Raw genomic sequence first — 18515 nt, 5'->3', positions numbered from 1 at the left:
CCCGGGAGAGGGCAGCCGCGCAGCGGCGGGTGAGGGTCGTGGGATTTCGGAGGACACGTCGGTCTCGCAAGCCGCGAACCTAGGCTATGCCTGCAGGTCCGACGACCCTCACCCGGCCCTTCGGGCCACCCTCTCCCGGGGGGAGAGGGGACATGGGGAAACTCCATCGTCTTCAGGCGACTCGCATGCAAGTCGCGCCGAACGGCCTGGGCAGGCTGCTCCGGTATCGAAGCTACGCCTCATTCGACCGCCTGCCAACGCCCCGCATTCGCCCGTCAGTTCACGATCCCCTTCGTGATCATCATGAACACCTCCTCCAGGCTGAGGGGTTCTTCGGCGAACGAGCGGACGGGGATCCCTTCGGCCATCAGGCGTTGCAGGAGGCGGCCCATGTCCTCGTCGACGCCGTGGAACTCGGCGGTGATCGTGCGGTCGAAAGCTTCCACGGACTTGATGGCCGGGTCGTTCTCCAGGATGGCGGCGGCGCGGGCGGTGTCGCCCTCGGTCAGCTCGACCTTCAAGACGCGGTGGGCGCGAATCTGGCGCTGGATGTCGCGGATGCTGCCGGCCGCTAGGAGTCGACCGCGCTCGATGACGCCGATCGACGTGCAGAAGTCGGCCAGTTCGGAGAGGATGTGGCTGGAGACCAGGATGGTCTTACCCATCCGCTTCAGCTCGGTGAGCAACGCCTTCATCTCCAGCCGGGCTCGGGGGTCCAGCCCGGAGGCCGGCTCGTCCAGGATCAGCACCGGCGGGTCGTGCACGAGCGTCTTGGCCAGGCAGAGGCGTTGCTTCATGCCCTTGGAGAGGCCGTTGACGTAGTCGTCGCGCTTGTGGGTCAGGTCGAGGAGTTCCAAAACCTCGCCGATGATCGTCCGTCGCTTGGATTTGGGCAGCTCATAGGCGACGGCGAAGAAGTCGAGGAACTCCCAGACCTTCATGCCGTCGTAGACGCCGAAGTCGTCGGGCATGAAGCCGATGACGCGGCGGACGGCCATCGGGTCCTCGGTGACGGAGTGCCCCGCGATGCGGCCCTCGCCGGACGTCGGCCGGAGCAGGGTGGCGAGGAACCGGATCGTCGTGCTCTTCCCCGCGCCGTTGGGCCCGATGAAGCCGAAGATCTCCCCTTGCCCGATGTTGAAGCTCAAATCGTCGACGGCGGCGAAGTCGCCGTAGTGCTTCGTGAAGTTGACGACCTCGATCATGAGCGGAAACCTCGGTTCGTTCGGACGGGTCGATCAGCGGGCGTCGGCGTTCAGGTCGTAATGGCGACCGGCCGGATCAGGCGGAGGGCCGTACCTGAGATGGGCGACGACCACCGTCGAGCCCCGATGCCGGTCGAGCGGCGGCGAGAACTCGGGGCCGGCCGCCGGGCCGGGCGTCCAGGCCGTCAGGCGGATCTCGCCGATTTCCTCCGGTTTGACGGCCGCCGGTCTCCGCAGGGCGTGAAGAATGGCGGACGGGTCCGGGCCGTCGTAACCGTTGACCACGGCCGCAGGAGGCTCGGTGTCATCGCCGTCCAGGTCCACGACCGCATCCGGGGCGATCGTCCCGAGATACCTCTCGACGGCGCTCCCTCCCCGACCCTGCTCGATGACGAAGGCGTCTCGAAGCTCCATGCCGCTGCTGTTGCGGATCTTCCGCGAGCCGGCTTCCCCCTCCACGACGATCGGCCCGGAGAGATTCGCCATCTGCTCGGCCCGATACATGGAGAGGCTGCGCGGCTGGACGATGAAGTCCTCCAGCGCCGGGATGGGGAACGAGCGCCAGGCGGCCGTGGTGCGATCCTCGCCGGCGATGGCCCGGCCGGTCGCCATCGGCAGGGCCAGGGCCGTCGTGTCGTTGGGGAATCGGATCGCGTATCGGCCGTGGCCCGTGGTGTAGATCGATCCGAACCGGCTGATATGACCGCGGGGGAATTCGCCCTGGATCTCCAGCACGTCCAACTCGTCTCCCGCCGAGTCGAAACCCAGGTCGTAGGCCGCAACCCGCTCGACGGCCCCCGCGAAGCCCAACGCCAGCAGCGGCACGGCCACCCAGGCCAGTTCCCGACGCCGCAAGATCACGCGGCAGATCAGCCAGTTCAACGGCGCGATCGCCAGCACATAGGCCAGGATCACCTTGAGCACGAACGACGAGCTAGGGACCTTGATCCCAGACGATTTCTCCAGGGCGTCGCGAGAGACGATGGGGATCTGGGAGTCGTCGCGCCACTCCGTGACGCCCCCCGTCTGAACGGCCGCGGATTCGCCTCCCGACGCGCTGTAGTCGACCGACGTGAACTGGCCTGGAGGCGAGGGGGCGGCGAAGCCTCGCCGCATCGCGGGGAGGTTGGGCGGCTGAGAAGGCGGCGGTGGGGACGGAACGCCCACGTCGCGGGTGGCGATTCGGTACCAGGTCAAGTCCGGCCCCTGGATGACCTGCACCGGATCGACCGGCCCGGGCACCGTGCCGAGCGCGACGGACGACTCCTCGGGACGGCGGAAGACCACCCGTCGGACCATGCTGTCGAGCCCCTTCCAGGCGACCAGCGCGGGCTCGGTCGGGTTGACGGCCAGCATGGTGATCCGGCCTCGACCGACGCGTCGCTCAACCGCCAGAGGGAGTTCGCCCCCCTCTCGGATCGGCACCAGCGTCGAGCCCTCGCGAGGCCGCATGACGGCGGCCAGCACGGTGACGCCGTCCGCGGTCCGGATCGGGTCGGGCGCCCCGTAAGTCGCGCTCCGTTGCGGGATGGGATCGTCGAAACCCGCCGGCTGCATCCGTCGGTATCCCGAGTTGACCACCCCCGCACCCGGCTGCGACGACAACAGCACGCGGTCGGCGACCGAGACGGCCCCCGGAGGCGGCCGATAGGCTTCCGCCAGCGCCTTGAGATCGGCCTCGTCCAGCGAGCGGACCTCGCCGGTCGAGTCGGCCGGAAGATAGGCGTCGAGGAAGCTGTCGCGCAGGACCGAGAACTTCGGGCCGGCGCCGCCCATCAAGATCAACTGCCCTCCCCAATGGATCCAATCGATCAACGCCTCCTGATGGGCGACCGAAATCACGTCCGGCTCCATCCCGTCCCAGACGACGTGGCTAACGGCGGTCCAGGTCAAGGGGTGGTTCGGCAGTGACAGGTTGTCAGGCTCCGAGAAAAGGCTCATCCGGTAGTATCGCAGAACGTCGGTCGACGGGGCGTCGGCGCGGTCCAATGAGCCGGGCAGGGTGGCGTTCATCCGCGACCAGGTTGCATAGCCGCCACTCGCCTCCTTGGTCAACACCACGACGAGCATCTGGTTGGGAGCCATGGCCTTGATCGATGCGGGATAGACGTGGTCTGGCCGGATGGCCCCAGGCCGGCCCAATTCCAACGGCATCTCCTTGACGGCCGCCGCGCTCGGGAGCAGGAACGACATCCCTAGCCTCGTCCTCTGCTCTCGGATCAGCCGAGCCTCACGACCGAAGGTGACGTCCTGAGGCATATCGGGGAGCGCGATCGGCGAGGTCTGAAGGCTGCCCACGTAATCGTCGAGATTGGCCCGCAGATCAACGGCCATCGCGTGCCAGTGCCGCGATTTGACCCAGGGCAGGACTTCGCTGGGGGGGACCGACGAACGGAATACCTCGAACGGAATCCGCTGCCTGGCGTCCTTGGCCTGGTCCTTTTTGCTGAGCGCCTCGGGATCGCTCAGCATCCGCAGCTTTTCCTCGTCGGCCTGCGACAGGCCGCTGTTCGAGGGCTCCTCCTGAGCCGCAGCCGGCCGGGCCGCCGCCCCCAGCGTCAGGACCGCGATCACAACCGCCGCCACGGTTCGCTTCACGATCGACGCCCCTTCCTAGATCCCCAGACGCGCGACGAGAGGAACCGCCGAGTTTAGCATCCACGCTACCGCCGCGAAAGCCCCCGAAAACGCCTCGCCGACAACTGTAGTAGAAAGTTGAGACCGACGGCAAGGGACGAACGCACGAAGGCGACCCCAGGCCGTTGCCGAGCCGACGCGATAGAATCAACAAAGGACCGTCGCGGCCATGCCGGAGGCCGTGTCCTACGCTCGACTCGACCCGTTCCCGGAGGTCCGCCCCCCATGGCCGCCCCGCCCCTCCTCCTCGATCCCGCCGAACTCGCCCCGGTGCCGGTCATGCGCTTCACCGTGGCCGAATACGAAAGCCTCATCCGCTCCGGGGCCCTGCCCGAAGAACCCAGGCACGAACTGCTGGAAGGCTGGATCACCCCGAAGAGGTGCGGAGGCCCTGCTCATGCGGTCGCCATTGCGCTCGCAACTCCACTCCTGATCCACGTGTTGGAGAGCGTCTGGCGAGTGAGTGTGAAGTCCGCCATCACCACCGCCGACAGCCAGCCGGAGCCCGACCTGGCCGTCGCCCGTGGGCAGGCCCGCGATTTCCTGGAACGCCATCCCGGCCCCAAAGAGGTCCCCCTGGTGATCGAGGTCGCCGATTCCTCTCTACCCCGAGATCGCGGCCTGAAGGCTCGCGTTTACGCCCGGGCCGGCATCCCGAACTACTGGATCGTCAACCTCGTCGACCGCGTGGTCGAGGTCCACTCCGACCCGACCGACCAGGCGACTTACGCCCACATTGAGGCCGTCGGCCCCGACGGCGCGATCCGCCTGGCGATCGACGGAGTCGAGATCAGCCCGATCCCCGTGCGAGACCTGCTGCCATGAACCCGCCATAGCATTGGTCTCCCCACATAATTTTTTCCGAGATCCCTGTCGGCGGCGGACGGCCGCCTCCGATTAATTTCCGTTAAGGCGACTCGTTTCGCCGGGAGAAGACGGTTGGGAGATCAGGCGGCGTCGGCGAGGGCCCAGGGAGGAGGCGAGGACGGCATGGCGACGGCGATCGCGGTCCGCGGGGCGCGGACGCACAATTTGAAGGGGGTGGACGTCGACCTGCCTCGCGATGCGCTGGTGGTTCTGACCGGCGTCAGCGGCTCGGGGAAGAGTTCGCTGGCGTTCGACACGGTCTTCGCTGAAGGCCAGCGGCGGTATGTGGAGAGCCTTTCCGGCTACGCGCGGCAGTTCCTCGACCAGATGGAGCGCCCGGACGTCGACGACGTGGAGGGCCTGCCGCCGACGGTCGCCATCGACCAGCGGGCGGGAAGGCCGGGCCTCCGGAGCACGGTCGGCACGCTGACGGAGATTCAGGATTCGCTCCGCGTGCTTTTCTCTCGCCTGGGCGTCCCCCACTGCCCGAAGTGCGGCTTGCCCATCCGCAGCCAGACGCCCGAGCAGATGACGGCGACCGTCATGGCCTACCCGACGGGGACGCGGCTGCTGGTCATGGCCCCGCTAGTCCGAGGTCGGAAAGGAGCCCACGCCGAGGTCTTCCAGACGATCCGCCGCGCGGGGCTGATCCGGGCGCGAGTCGACGGCGAGGTCGTCGAGATCGACGAGCCGCCCAAGCTGGCGAAGACGAAGAACCACACCATCGACGCCGTGGTCGATCGGCTGGTGATCCGCGAAGGCGTCGCCGCTCGCCTGGCCGAGAGCCTGAACCTGGCGCTGAAGCTCTCGGAAGGGCTGGCGACGGTCTCCGTGGACGTGGGCGGGACGTGGGAGGACCGGCCGATGAGCGTCCACCACGCCTGCCCGGACTGCGGCGTCAGCATCCCGACCGTTGAACCGCGCGGTTACAGCTTCAACAGCCCTCAAGGCGCCTGCCCGACCTGCGACGGCCTCGGCGTCGTCCCCGCGTTCCAGGCCGACCTCATCGTCCCCGACCGCTCGAAGTCGCTCAATGCCGGGGCCGTCGCGCCCTGGGCGAAGCTGGGCCTCAGGATCCGTCAGACGCAGCTCGACGATCCGAAACTCGTCGCATTCCTGGATCGCCACAAGTTAACGCGATCCGTCACGCTCGCTGACTGGCCTGAGGCCGTCTTCGAGGCGTTCCTGCACGGCGAAAAGGACAAGGACGGCTTCACCGGCGTCCTCGCGAGGCTCGCCGAACTGGACCGCGCGGCGGAACGGCCGGCGGTGCGGTCGGCCCTGGCCTCCTACCGCGAGGAGGCCCCCTGCCCCGCCTGCCAGGGAGCCAGGCTCCGGCCCGAGGCTCTGGCAGCGCGGGTGGGAGGTAAGTCGATCGCCCAGGTCGGCGAGATGACCGTCGAGGAAGCCCGCGCATTCTTCGACGACCTGACTTTCGCCGGCGACGACGACCAGGCCGTCGCCGCCCCTCTGCTCCGCGAGATCAGGAGCCGGCTGCGGTTCCTCACCGAGGTGGGGCTCGAATACCTGGCGATCGGCCGAGGCGCGGCGACGCTCTCCGGCGGGGAGCTTCAGCGCGTCCGACTGGCGACGCAGCTCGGCTCGGACCTGACAGGCGTCTGCTACGTGCTCGACGAGCCGACCTCAGGGCTGCACCCTCGCGACGTCGACCGGCTGCTGGAGGCCCTGCGCAGGCTCCGCGATTTGGGGAACAGCGTGCTCGTCGTCGAGCACGACGAGCATATCATTCGCGCGGCCGACTGGATCGTCGACGTCGGCCCCGGCGCGGGGCCGGACGGCGGGTCGATCGTCGCCGAGGGGCCGCCGCCCCGGATCGCCGCCGCGCCTGCCTCGCTCACAGGCCGCCGCCTCCGAGGCGACGACCGTCGCCCGCCTGCCCACGGCGACCGCCTGGCGAAGTCGCCGGGATGGCTCACGATCCAAGGCTCGACCGTCCACAACCTGCGCGAGATCGACGTCCGGATCCCCCTGGGCGCCTTGACGTGCGTCACGGGGGTGAGCGGGTCGGGCAAGAGCACGCTGGTCTTCGACGTCCTTGCCCGCGCCTTCCGCCGCCGAGATCGGGCGAGCCTCCGCGAATCACCCGAGTTGGGGACGATCGCCGGCTGGGACTCGCTTACGAGCCTCGTCGAGATCGACCAGTCGCCGATCGGCCGCACGCCGCGATCGACTCCCGCGACGTTCGCCGGCGTCTTCGACGAGATCCGCCGCGTCTTCGCCAAGACGCGCGAGGCTCGCATCCGGGGCTACGGCCCGGCGCGGTTCAGCTTCAACGCGCGAGGAGGCCGATGCGAGACCTGCCGCGGCCTGGGCCGGCGTCGGGTGCCCATGCAGTTCCTCCCCGATCTGTACGTCGTCTGCGAGGAATGCGGCGGCAAGCGTTTCAACCGCCAAACGCTTGAGGTTCTGTTCAAGGATTTATCGATCGGCGACGTGCTGGACCTCCGCGTCGACGAGGCACTTGCCTTCTTCGACGCCCAGCAGCGCGTGCTGCCGGGGCTGCGGGCGCTGCATGACGTGGGAGTCGGCTACCTGACGCTCGGCCAGTCCGGCGCGACGCTCTCCGGCGGCGAGGCCCAGCGCGTGAAGCTCGCCGCGCACCTGGGGAGGCCCGAGGGGGGCGACCGGCTTTACATCCTCGACGAGCCGACGACCGGCCTGCACTTCGCCGACGTCGACCGGCTGCTGGGGGTCCTCGACCGGCTGGCCGATCAAGGGAACACGCTTGTCGTCATTGAGCACGACCTCGACGTCATCGCCGCCGCCGACTGGGTCGTCGACCTGGGGCCGGAGGCCGGCTCGCGAGGGGGGCGGGTGGTGGCCCAGGGAACGCCGACGGAGGTCGCCGAGATTTCCGAAAGTCCAACCGGGGTCTACCTGAAGAAAGATCTCGCCGGACGAACGCAGCGGCCGGATTAAGTCCAACGAAGCTTTTTCCTCAGCATGGACGAGCCGGGGCGACGATATGACCAGGGATCGCCCGATCCCGGCATGGAGGCCAGGAGATGACCGACGGAGGATCGCGATGATCGCGGGCGGGCGGGCCCTGAGGACGGCGACGCTTCTGGCCCTCATGGCGCTGGGTCTCGCCGTCGATACGTCCCGCGCGGCGGAGCCCCTGCGACGGCCGCCGAACCTGCTGCTGATCGTGGACGACGATCAGGCGGCCGAGACGATGGGGATCGAGGGTGACGCCCACGGCGCGACGCCCAACCTGGACGGACTGGCCCGCCAGGGCTCCTACTTTCGTCGAGCCTACTGCAACAACCCGCTCTGCACTCCCAGTCGCCAGTCGTTCATCAGCGGCAAGTTGCCGCACGCGACGGGCGTGACGCGGCTCCCCACGGCTCTGCCCGAGTCGGTGAGGACGCTCGGGCACATGCTCGGCGAGCGAGGCTATCGGACGGCGGCCGTCGGCAAAATGCACTTCAACGACACGTCGAACCACGGCTTCGCGCTGCGGCGCGACTACGCGGAGTGGCTCAAGCACCTGGGCGCGCATCCTCCGCCGGCCGGCGACAATCGCAAGCCCTGGCGGCCGATGGTCGACCCGACGGCGGACTGGCTGAACTCCGGCGTCGAGGACGCCGGGCTGGACACGGGGTCGATGGACGCGACCTACTTCGTCAACCGCGCCGTCCGGTTCATGAAGGAAGAGCCGGGCCGACCTTTCGCCCTGGTCGTCAGCTTCTATGAGCCGCACGCCCCCTTCCACTTCCCCGTCGAATACAGGGGCCGATTCCATCCCGACCAGTTCGCCGCACCGCCAGTGAGCGTCCGGGACCGGTTCGAACAGCCGACCGTCTTCTGCGGCCTGGAACCGCGCCACGTCCGGGGAATTCAGGCCTCTTATTACACCTCACTCGCATTCGTCGACGAGCAGATCGGCCGGCTGGTTCGGACGCTCGACGACAATGGCCTGGGAAACGACACGCTGGTCGTCTTCCTGAGCGACAACGGCTACATGCTGGGTCGTCACGGGCGGTTCGAGAAGCATTGCTTCTATGAATCCGCCGTGCGGGTGCCGCTGCTGTTCCGGCAACCCGGGCGCATCCCCACGGATCGCCGCGTGGGCGAGATGGTGGAACTCGTCGACGTCCTGCCGACGATCCTCGCCCTGCTCGGCCAGCCGGCTCCGCCGGGCCTGCACGGCCGCGACATGTCGGGGCTGGTCCTGGGGCGGCCGGGCGCTGTGGGGAGGTCGGTCGTCTTCAGCGAGTACAACGAGAACGAAGAGGCGATGGCCCGGACGGATCGCTACAAGCTGATCGTCGGCAGCGGTCGCCGCCCTCGCAAGGACGGCTACGCACCGGCCCACCCGCCGACCGGCCCTTACGAACGCCTCTTCGACGTCCAGGCCGACCCCAACGAGGACCACGACCTCTCAGCCGAGCCAGCCTTCGCGGCCGTCAAGGTCGAGTTGACCCGCAGCCTCGCTGAACGCTTCCGAGCCACCTGGGAAGGCCCCGAGCCGGTCCCCGCCTGCCTCTCCGATCGAGGGGTCGTCGAGTGGTGCCTCACCCCGCGCGACAAGCCCAACCCGTGGGCGGGGAAACATATGTAAGGCCGGAGTGCGGTGGGGCTCCATCCCCCTCGCGGCTCCCTGCCTTTGTTTTGCCGACCAAGCGAGGTTCGATCTCAAGGCCGCTCGCCGGGTGAGGGTTCCGGCGTTTCGGATCGAGCGATGCTGAGGGCGGTCTTCCCCCCTCGCGGGGCAAGACAGATCGCGAAGCGATCAGATGAGGGGGACGACCGCCGCCGGACGCGGTTCCGGCGGCTGGTTTCTGATGCACCGCCGATCCCCCCTCATCCGGCCCTTCGGGCCACCTTCCCCCGCGAGGGGGGAAGGCCGTTTATGGTACGGATTGAGTCCGAGGCCGCGACTCTCGATCGCCGCTCAGTATAACAGGACGCGACTCAGCTCTTCTTTCCCATCAGCATATCGAGAATCAGCATTTCAAGCTGCTCGTACTTCTTCTCAGCGCGAAGGGCTTCGACTTCCTTCTCGTCGACGGCGCGGACGATGTCGAGGAGGCGGAGGAACATGATCTTGGAGTTGGCGAGGTGCCGCAGCGAGTCCTCGAAGGTGGTCGTGCGCATGGCCTTGACGTCCAGGCCCACGCACTCGCCGTTCTTGCCGAAGCCGTTCTTGTCCAGGGTCCAGACCTGGTTGAACGCCCGCCGCAGGTCGACCGAGCCGAACGTCTTGTCCTGGTCGTACTTCAGCCCGTTCTGGTCGTTGAGGTGCACGCTCCAGAGCTTGCCGTGGTAGAGCGCGAAGGCCATGTCGTCGGCCGGGTCGAGGCCGGCCAGGATCGAGTGGGCGCTCTCGATCAACACGCCCGAACGCGACGGGTCGATTGTCTTGTAGGTGACGGCCATCATGTGGCCGACGGTGGGAAGATAAGCGGAATCGGTCGGCTCGTTGGGCTTGGCCTCGCCGAGGATCCGGACGTTCTTGTTGTGCTCCAGAATGGCGTTCCAGGCGTCGACGATCCGGGCGACGGCCGTCTTGGCGCACTTGGCCTCGCGGATGTACGTCCCTTCGCGGGCCAGCCAGAGGACGTAGTTCTTACAGCCGACCTCGTCGGCAAGGTCAGCGCACCGCTTGGCGCGGTCGATGGCGTACTGCCGTTCCTTGGGGCAGTTGGAGGTGAAGCCGCCGTCGAGAGTGCGGGGATCTTCCCAGAGCCTCGGGGCGATGATCTCGACGAACAGGCCCTCGCCGTCGAGGATCTTCTTGACCTCGGCGGTCCCCTTGAGGGTCGCCTGCCAGTCGAGGTCGGCGGGGACGATGTCGTCGTCGTGGAACTGGACGCCGTCGAAGCCCAGCTCCTTGTAGGTCTTCAGCTTCCGGGCGTACTCCATCTCCTTGCGGGCGGGGGGTCCGAAGGGGTCGGCGCCGGTGCTGATGTTCCAGGGGCCGAAGGTGAAGCGGAACTTGGTCGGGGTGCTCATGCGTCGGATGCTCCGGAAACCGGCCGGCGGGTCGCTGCGGCCTCGCACGCGGGAGAGACTTCGACGGGCGGAAGGCCGTCGGCCCCTGTATATTACCGGAGGGGCGCTGCCGCTCAATGGCCCTGTGCCGACCGTTCACCGGGCGCGACGGCCGTTGACAGCGGTCGCTCCCGGCGGGGATGATCCCTTTTGGCGGCGGCGGGCGCGAAGGTGGGCCGGGGCCGGTCGAGCGGGAGGGCGACGTGAAAATCCAGACGCTCGCGTTCATCATCCTGCTGGTCGCCTTCACGCTGACGATCTGCCGCGATCCCGCCGGCCGAGTCGCCGTGATCGTCTTCTTCACCGGGCTCGGCGAGTTCGCTCTGGGCCTGGCCGCGGTCATGGCCCTCTTTCAGACGGTCGGCTCCATCGGCCTGGCGCGCGACCTGCTGGAACACGTCGAAGCCTTCGCCGCCACGATCGTGGTCCTAACGGTCGGCACGGCCGCGATGACGGGCTGGCTCTTCATCGGCGTCTGGTGCGTCCAGGTCAGCATCCCCTGAAATCAATCCAAGCCCGGCCGAGACCCGCGACGGATCGACGAATCCTCTCATGAAGGAAGACAGGCAGGCCCGATGACGACGACCTACGTTCCCGAAAAGTTCCCCCCGCGCTGGCTCCCCGAAGGCACCGAACTGAAGACCTGGGAGCAGATCGAGCCCTGGTACCAGAAGCTGCTGGCCCTGCCCGTCGACACGCCCGAGCAGGTGGAGACCTGGCTGGCGGCCTCCGACGAATTGAACGCGGCCGTCGGCCAGGAAGGGACGGCGCGCTACGTCGCGATGACCTGTCAGACCGACGACCCGGCGCGTGAGGCGTCTTACCTGGAGTTCGTCCGCGAGGTCGAGCCGAAGCTCAAGCCCTACCTCAACGACGTCCGCAACAGGTTCCTGGACGCCCCCGGCCGCGCGGGGCTGTCGAAGGATCGGTATCACGTCTTCGTCCGCTCGCTGGAGAACCGCCGGGCCCTCTATCGCGAGGCCAACATCCCCCGCGAGACCCGCCTGGCCGAATTGCAGCAGTCGTACCAGAAGGCCGTCGGCGCGATGACCGTCCAGTTCCAGGGGCAGGAGCGGACGCTGGCGCAGCTCTCGCCGTTCCTGGAATCGCCCGACCGCAACGTCCGCCGCGAGGCCTGGACGCTCGCCGCCGAGCGCCGGCTGACCGATCGCGACATGCTCGACGGCCTCTTCGACGAGATGCGGGCCCTCCGCCTGGAGATCGCCCGCGAGGCCGGGTTCGACGACTACGTCGCCTACTCCTACCGCAACCGCGAGCGGTTCGACTACGGCCCGACCGAGGCGTACGCCTTCCACGAGGCCGTCGAAAAGACCGTCGTCCCCCTCGCCGCCGAGATCCATCGCGAGCACCGCAAGAGCCTGGGCGTTGATTCACTCCGCCCCTGGGACCTCTCGGCCGACTCCCTGGGCCGGCCTCCGCTGAAGCCCTACGACGACGTCGCCCGCCTCGCCGTGGGCGCGGAGGAGATCTTCCGCGAGGTCGACCCGGACCTCGGCGCCCAGTTCGCTTACATGCGCGAGCACAACCTGCTGGACCTGGCCAACCGCAAGGGGAAGGCGCCCGGCGGCTATCAGACGACCTACGAGGCCGATCGCCTGCCGTTCATCTTCATGAACGCCGTGGGCGTGGACGGCGACGTCCGCACGCTGCTCCATGAAGGGGGCCACGCCTTCCACACGCTGGCCTCACGCGGCGAGAAGCTGGCCGCCTATCGTGAGAGCCCGCTGGAGTTCTGCGAAGTCGCCTCGATGACGATGGAGCTGTTCGGCGCCGGTGCCAAGGACCCATTCTACGCCCCGGCGGAATCCGAGAGGTCGTACCGCAAGCTGCTGGAGGGAATCGTCACGATCCTCCCCTGGATCGCCACGGTCGACGCCTTCCAGCACTGGCTCTACAACAACCCCGAGCACACCCGCGACGACCGTCGCGCCGCCTGGCGTGGGCTCATCGAGCGGTTCGGCGGCGACGTCGACTGGTCGGGCCTGGAAGACGCCCGCGACCACTCGTGGCACCGCCAGCTCCACATCTTCCTGTACCCGTTCTATTACATCGAGTACGGCATCGCGCAGCTCGGCGCCCTCCAGCTCTGGAAGCGCAGCCTGACCGACCGCCCCGGGGCGGTGGCTTCCTACCGCAAGGCGCTGTCCATCGGCGGCGCCAGGCCCCTGCCCCAACTCTTCGAAGCCGCCGGCGCCCGCTTCGCCTTCGACGTGCCGACCATCGCCCCGTTGATGGAAACGATCGGGCAGGAACTTTCCCGACTCGCCCCCTGACGGGTTCGCCCGACTGAGCCGAAGTCGTAATCATCGAAACGGGAGGCGGGGATCAGACCCTCCGCCTCCCGCCTGTGACTGAATTCACGCGAGGAGCGGGGCTCCCATCCTTCTCCGAACGATCGCCCCACACCTCCGTCCCCATGGAATGGCTCAGCCGTCCTCGGGTTCGGGGAGGGGTTCGTCGTGTTCCTCGCGGAGGATTTCCTCGGTGTAGTGCGAGCCCTCGATCATCATCTCGGCCTCGGAGTCGAGGTGGTGGCTGAGGGGGCCAGGGAAGAAGCTGTAGAGAACGGGCATCAAGTAGCGGGTCAGGAAGAGCGTGACCAGCATGCCGCCGACGACGACGATGGCCAGCGGCTTCTGGGCCTGCGAGCCGATCGACTGAGCCATCGCGGCCGGCAGCAGGCCGAGGGCCGCCGTCAGCGAGGTCATCACAACCGGGCGAACGCGCAGCTCGGCCCCGTGCATGATCGCCTCACGCACCGGCAGGCCCGCGCTCCGCATCTGGTTGAAGTACGAGATCAGAAGCACGCCGTCCTGCACGGCCACGCCGAAGATCGAGATGAAGCCGACGGCCGCCGAGATCGAGAACGGCGTATTCGTCATCTTCAGAGCCCAGATGCCCCCCATCGTCGCCGCGACGACGTTGGCCATGACCAGCAGCGCGTCTTTCACCGAACTGAAGGCCATGTACAACAGGATCATGATCAGGCCGATCGCCAGCGGCACGATCCACATGAGCCGGGCGTTGGCCTGCTGCATCTGCGCGAACTCGCCCGACCAGATGATCGAGTAGCCGCGCGGGAGGTCGGCGCCCGTCTTGGGATCATCGACCCGGCGCTGAGCTTCGGCGATGGCGGAAGCCAGGTCGCGACCCCGGACGCTGAACTTGATCGGGATGTAACGGCGGTTGTTCTCACGGTAGATGTACGAGGCGCCCGGCTTGTGGGCGTGGATCTGCGCGAGTTGCGCCAGCGGCACGCGATACCCCGGCGCGTCTCCGCGAGCGGGGACGTCGATCATGACCTTGCTGATGACTTCGGGGTCGTCGCGCAAGGCCGGCGGCAGCCGCAGAACGATGTCGTAGAGCTTTTCCCCCTCGACCATCCGCGAGAAGGACCGTCCGCCGATGGCCACCTGAACGGCGTCCTCGACGTCCTCGATGTTGATCCCGTGCCGAGCGCACGCGGCGCGGTCGATCTCGATCTCCAGGTTCGGCTGGCCGACGATGTGGAAGAGTCCGACGCCCTCGATGCCGTGGACGTTTCGGATCACGTTCACGACGCGCTGGCCGGCCTCTTCGAGCGTCTGGATGTCGTTGCCGAAGAGCTTGACCGAGTTGGCCCCCTTCACGCCCGAGAGAGCCTCCTCGACGTTGTCGCGGATGAGCTGCGAGAAGTTGAAGTTGACGCCGGGGAACGCCTTGAACCGCTCCGACATCTCGTCCTGGATCTTCTCGCGGGTCATCTCCGGCCGCCACTCCTCCATGGGCTTGAGGGGGACGTTGAACTCGACGTTGAAATATGAGGTGACGTCGGTGCCGTCGTCAGGCCGGCCGACGTGCGACATCACGCCGCGGACCTCCGGCGTTGCTTCGATCACCGCGCGGAGCTTCGGCGCCATCTGCGCGGCCGTCTCCAGCGAGACGGTCCGCGGCAGGATCGCCCGGATCCAGAGGTTCCCTTCTTCCAACTGGGGCATGAACTCGCCGCCCAGGCTCGGGATCATCAGGGCGGTCGCGACCATCAGGCCCCCCATGAAGGCCATCGTCATGTAACGATGGTTCAGGACGCGGTCCAGGTTGTGGAGGTACCGCTTCTTCATCAGGCGGTCGACGAAGGTGTCCTCCTCGTGCTCCTTGTTCTTGAAGCAGAACGAGCAGAGGACCGGCGCCAGCGTCAGCGCCAGCAGCAACGCACCCAGGATCGCGAAGGCGTAGGTGTTCGCCATCGGCCCGAACAGGGCGCCCTCCGGTCCCGACATCGAGAAGAGCGGGATGAAGGCGCAGATGATGATCGTCGTCGAGAAGAACAAGGCGTGTTCGATCTCGTTGGAGGCCTCGATGATCCGGTCGATCAGCGGCCGCGAGCGGTCGGTGTTGGGCGCCGTCAGGTGGCGGAAGATGTTCTCGACGATGATGACCGAGCTGTCCACGATGATGCCGAAGTCGACCGCCCCGATCGACAGCAGGTTGGCCGACTCGTGGCGGAAATACAGCACCGTGATCGAGAACAACAGGGCCAGCGGGATCATCACGGCCACGATCGCGGCGCTGGCGAAGTCTCCCAGGAAGACGAACAGCACGGCGACCACCAGCGCCATGCCCACGACCAGGTTGTGCAGGACGTTGTGGGTCGTGACGTGGACCAGGTCGGTCCGCTGGTTGAAGACATTGATCTTCATCCCCTCGGGGAGGAGCTTCTCCTGCTCGATCTCCTCAAACTTCTTGCGGACGTTCTCGGCGGTGGGGAGGGCCTGCTCCCCCTTGCGCATCAGGACGATCCCCTCGACGACGTCGTCCTTCTCGCCCCAGCCGACGATCCCAAGGCGAGGCCGCGAGCCGACGACCGACGTCGCCACCTGCCGGAGGTAGACGGGCTCGCCGTTGCGCGAGGTGATGACGACCTGGTTGAGGTCCTCCAGCTTCTGAATCTCGATCGCCAGAGCGTTCGGGGCGTTCTCGGGGTCGAGCGGATCCACCCCCTTCCCCAGCAGGCCGACCGCCCGGACGTTGTGAGCCTGGCTCCCCAGCATCAGAACGTCGCCGCCGACGTTCGCGTTGGACTTGTTGATCGCGTCCTCGACCTGTTGCAGGGACACGTCGTACTGCCGCAGCAAACGGGGGTCGACGAGGATCTGGTACTGCTTCACCGTCCCGCCGAAGCCGGTCACGTCGATGACGCCTGGCACCGTCTTCAGCGCTCGTTCCAGCACCCAGTCCTGGACCGCCTTGAGCTGGTTGAGGGTGTAACGATCCCCTTCCAGCACATATCGGACGATCTCGCCGGTCGGGCTCCAGGGCGACAGCGAGGGGGTGACGCCGTCGGGCAGCTCGGAAACGAACGAGATCCGGTTGATGACCTCCTGCCGGGCCGCCCAGTAGTCGGTGCCGTACTCAAAGATGCACTTGATGTCGTTGAGGCCGGCGAGCGAGGTGCTGCGCAGGTATTTCAGCCCCTTCATCCCGTTGAGCGCCGTCTCAAGCGGGATCCCCACCAGCCGCTCCATTTCCTCGGGGCTGGCGCCGGGATTCTGGGTGATGACCTCCACCAGCGGGGGCGTCGGGTCGGGGTAAGCCTCGACGTCCAGGTGCATCGCCGAGTAAACCCCGGCCGCCACAAGCGCCGCGACCCCCAACAGGACGATCAGGCGGTTGTGAAGACTCCACGAAATGATCGCGCGTACCATCGGACCGCCTTCCGACCGCTGGGCGAGGGGGGGAGACCCCGGGGGAGGATTATTCGAATAATTTAATCTTCGAAAGCGTTAGGCGTCGAGAGGGAACTCTCAACGACTTGCTTCAGGAGAGAAATCAACCGGCGGCAACGCCTGCACGGCCTGGCGAAGCGCGTGCTCCCACTGAACGTGGATGGCCGCGAGGTCGGGATCGCGGTCGGGGAAGCGGCGGCGGCGGTTGAGGTGCAGCTCGTCCTTGCCGTAAACCAGCAGGTCGATCGGCGGGCCGACGGTGGCGTTCGAACGCAGGGTGGAGTCGATCGAAATCAGCGCGTAGCGCGCAGCATCCTCCAGGGAGGTCCGGTCGTAGCGGACCCCCCGGTCGAGGATCGGCCGGCCGTACTTGCACTCGCCGATCTGGAGGAATGGAGACTCGGCCGAGGCGCGCAAGGGATTCCCCTGGGGATAGACCATGTACAGGTCGTGCGCGTGCCCCTGAATCTGGCCGGCGAGAATGACGTTGACGTTGACCTTGAAGCCGTCTCGCTCCAGCGCCTTGCGGTCGAGCTTGGAGACGCGGCGGACCTGATCGCCGACGCAGCGGGCGGCGTCGTACATCGTCTCGACGGCGGCGAGCCCCTTGCCCAGTTCGAAATCCTTGCGGAGCAGCGTCACCACGGACTGACTGCACGAGAGGCTGCCGCTGGTCATTGCCACGAAGACTCGTTCGCCGGGGATCTCGAAGAGGTGCATCTTGCGACAGACGTTCACCTGATCGTAGCCGGCGTTGGTCCGCGAGTCCGAGGCCGCCACGAAGCCGTCCTTCGTGATGATGCCCAGGCAATACGTCATCGTGCCCAACCTCCGCGCCGCCTCGCTCCGACAGGTCCCGCGTCCGAACCCGTTTCTGGATCTTGAATACCATCTCGCGACGGCCCCTGGCAAGGTCGACGACGCCTGGCGGCCGGCGTCGAGACGGTAAAATCGGCCGATGATGGACGACGCCCTGAACGATTGGTACGATTTTCGCACCTCTCCCGCGCGCCTTATCCCCTGGCGGTTCCTTGCACCTCCCTACGTCCGCGGGCGCCCCTATGTTCATTCGCATCGGATACGACATCCAATTCGAGATCCCCGCCCCGACGGCCATGATGATGCTCTTGCGCGTGCATCCGTCGGTCGAGCCGCTCCTCGTCAAGCCGGAAGACCTGAAGGTCGAACCGGCCGTCGACGTCCTGGACTTCGACGACGAGTTCGGCAACCGTTCGAGACGGCTCCTGGCGCCGGCTGGAACGCTTCGACTGACGAACGACGCCGTGGTCGAGGTCGACGGCAAGCCCGACCCGATCGCCGCCGACGCCCAGGAGATCCCCATCGACCAACTGCCGCCGGACGTCATGCAGTTCCTGCTGGCGAGCCGATACTGCGAGGTCGACGCACTCAGCGAGGCGGCGTGGGACCTCTTCTCCAAGACCCCCCGAGGCTGGGACCGCGTCCAGGCGATCGTCGATTACGTCCACGACCACATCACCTTCGGGTACAAATACGCCCGCTGGACCAAGACGGCCAAGGACGCCTTCGAGGAGAAAAAGGGGGTCTGCCGCGACTTTACGCACCTCGCCGTGGCGTTCTGCCGCTGCATGGGCATCCCCGCCCGGTACGTCACCGGCTACCTGGGGGATATCGGCGTCCCGATCGCGCCCGATCCGATGGATTTTTCCGCCTGGTTCGAGGTCTACCTCAGCGGCAAGTGGCACACCTTCGACGCCCGCCACAACCAGCGCCGGATCGGCCGCCTGCTCATGGCCAAGGGCCGCGACGCCGTCGACGTCGCCATCACCACCAGCTTCGGTCCGACGACGCTCAAGAAGTTCGATGTCTGGACCGACGAGGTCACCGACGCGACCGGCCAGACCAAGGTCCATGGATAAGACGCATCCCTGGGATCGTTAGTCGCCGAACACCCGCCTCATCATGACCGTTCGATGGCCGACCGATCGTGTGGGCCCAATCGGTAGGGGCGTCCCTTGTGGGCGCCCCGATCGCCGTGGACATCCAACGGCGAAGAGACATCCCATACCGATCGGGCACCCAC

At 67.2% G+C, this 18515-nt stretch carries 11 protein-coding genes; 6 read left to right on the top strand and 5 right to left on the bottom strand.

All coding sequences use genetic code 11. The features are described 5' to 3' along the window. Positions 1 to 275: 275 nt before the first annotated feature. Both G5C50_RS31340 and G5C50_RS31335 read right to left on the bottom strand, forming a co-directional pair. Positions 276 to 1205 (bottom strand): ABC transporter ATP-binding protein, encoded by a 930-nt coding sequence (locus G5C50_RS31340; protein WP_165075857.1) that lies wholly within the window; start codon positions 1203 to 1205, stop codon positions 276 to 278. A 33-nt stretch (positions 1206 to 1238) separates the two neighbouring features. Then, on the bottom strand, positions 1239 to 3803 hold the full coding sequence (locus G5C50_RS31335; RefSeq protein WP_165075855.1) for a hypothetical protein: 2565 nt from the start codon (positions 3801 to 3803) through the stop codon (positions 1239 to 1241). A 264-nt stretch (positions 3804 to 4067) separates the two neighbouring features. Here G5C50_RS31335 and G5C50_RS31330 point away from each other — a divergent pair, with 264 nt between their 5' ends. The 3 genes from G5C50_RS31330 (at position 4068) to G5C50_RS31320 (ending at position 9294) form a co-directional block, all read left to right on the top strand. Next, positions 4068 to 4667, top strand: a complete 600-nt coding sequence (locus tag G5C50_RS31330) for a Uma2 family endonuclease (protein ID WP_165075852.1) — start codon at positions 4068 to 4070, stop codon at positions 4665 to 4667. Positions 4668 to 4832: 165 nt separating this feature from the next. Further along, a complete protein-coding gene (gene uvrA / locus G5C50_RS31325) occupies positions 4833 to 7649 on the top strand; it encodes an excinuclease ABC subunit UvrA (protein WP_165075849.1) in 2817 nt (938 codons plus the stop codon). Positions 7650 to 7755: 106 nt separating this feature from the next. Then, complete coding sequence (locus G5C50_RS31320; protein ID WP_165075847.1) at positions 7756 to 9294, top strand: sulfatase family protein; 1539 nt, start codon at positions 7756 to 7758, stop codon at positions 9292 to 9294. Positions 9295 to 9647: 353 nt separating this feature from the next. On the opposite strand, the gene G5C50_RS31315 is transcribed toward G5C50_RS31320, so the two are convergent. Then, positions 9648 to 10688, bottom strand: coding sequence for a TIM barrel protein (locus G5C50_RS31315; RefSeq protein WP_240907431.1), 1041 nt, complete (start codon positions 10686 to 10688; stop codon positions 9648 to 9650). Positions 10689 to 10930: 242 nt separating this feature from the next. Here G5C50_RS31315 and G5C50_RS31310 point away from each other — a divergent pair, with 242 nt between their 5' ends. Together G5C50_RS31310 and G5C50_RS31305 are read left to right on the top strand one after the other, a co-directional pair. Then, a complete protein-coding gene (locus G5C50_RS31310; protein WP_165075845.1) occupies positions 10931 to 11230 on the top strand; it encodes a hypothetical protein in 300 nt (99 codons plus the stop codon). Between the two features lie 72 nt (positions 11231 to 11302). Next, on the top strand, positions 11303 to 13021 hold the full coding sequence (locus G5C50_RS31305; RefSeq protein ID WP_165075842.1) for a M3 family oligoendopeptidase: 1719 nt from the start codon (positions 11303 to 11305) through the stop codon (positions 13019 to 13021). Between the two features lie 153 nt (positions 13022 to 13174). Here the strand turns inward: G5C50_RS31305 and G5C50_RS31300 are convergent, their stop codons facing one another. Together G5C50_RS31300 and G5C50_RS31295 are read right to left on the bottom strand one after the other, a co-directional pair. Then, positions 13175 to 16432, bottom strand: coding sequence for an efflux RND transporter permease subunit (locus G5C50_RS31300; protein ID WP_165075839.1), 3258 nt, complete (start codon positions 16430 to 16432; stop codon positions 13175 to 13177). A 99-nt stretch (positions 16433 to 16531) separates the two neighbouring features. After that, positions 16532 to 17272 (bottom strand): peptidase, encoded by a 741-nt coding sequence (locus tag G5C50_RS31295; RefSeq protein WP_165075837.1) that lies wholly within the window; start codon positions 17270 to 17272, stop codon positions 16532 to 16534. Positions 17273 to 17514: 242 nt separating this feature from the next. Here G5C50_RS31295 and G5C50_RS31290 point away from each other — a divergent pair, with 242 nt between their 5' ends. Further along, a complete protein-coding gene (locus G5C50_RS31290; RefSeq protein ID WP_165075835.1) occupies positions 17515 to 18351 on the top strand; it encodes a transglutaminase-like domain-containing protein in 837 nt (278 codons plus the stop codon). Positions 18352 to 18515 lie beyond the last annotated feature (164 nt).

Origin of the sequence: Paludisphaera rhizosphaerae (assembly GCF_011065895.1) — a bacterium.
Taxonomy (GTDB): Bacteria; Planctomycetota; Planctomycetia; order Isosphaerales; family Isosphaeraceae; genus Paludisphaera; species Paludisphaera rhizosphaerae.
This window is presented reverse-complemented; position numbering and strand designations above follow the sequence as displayed.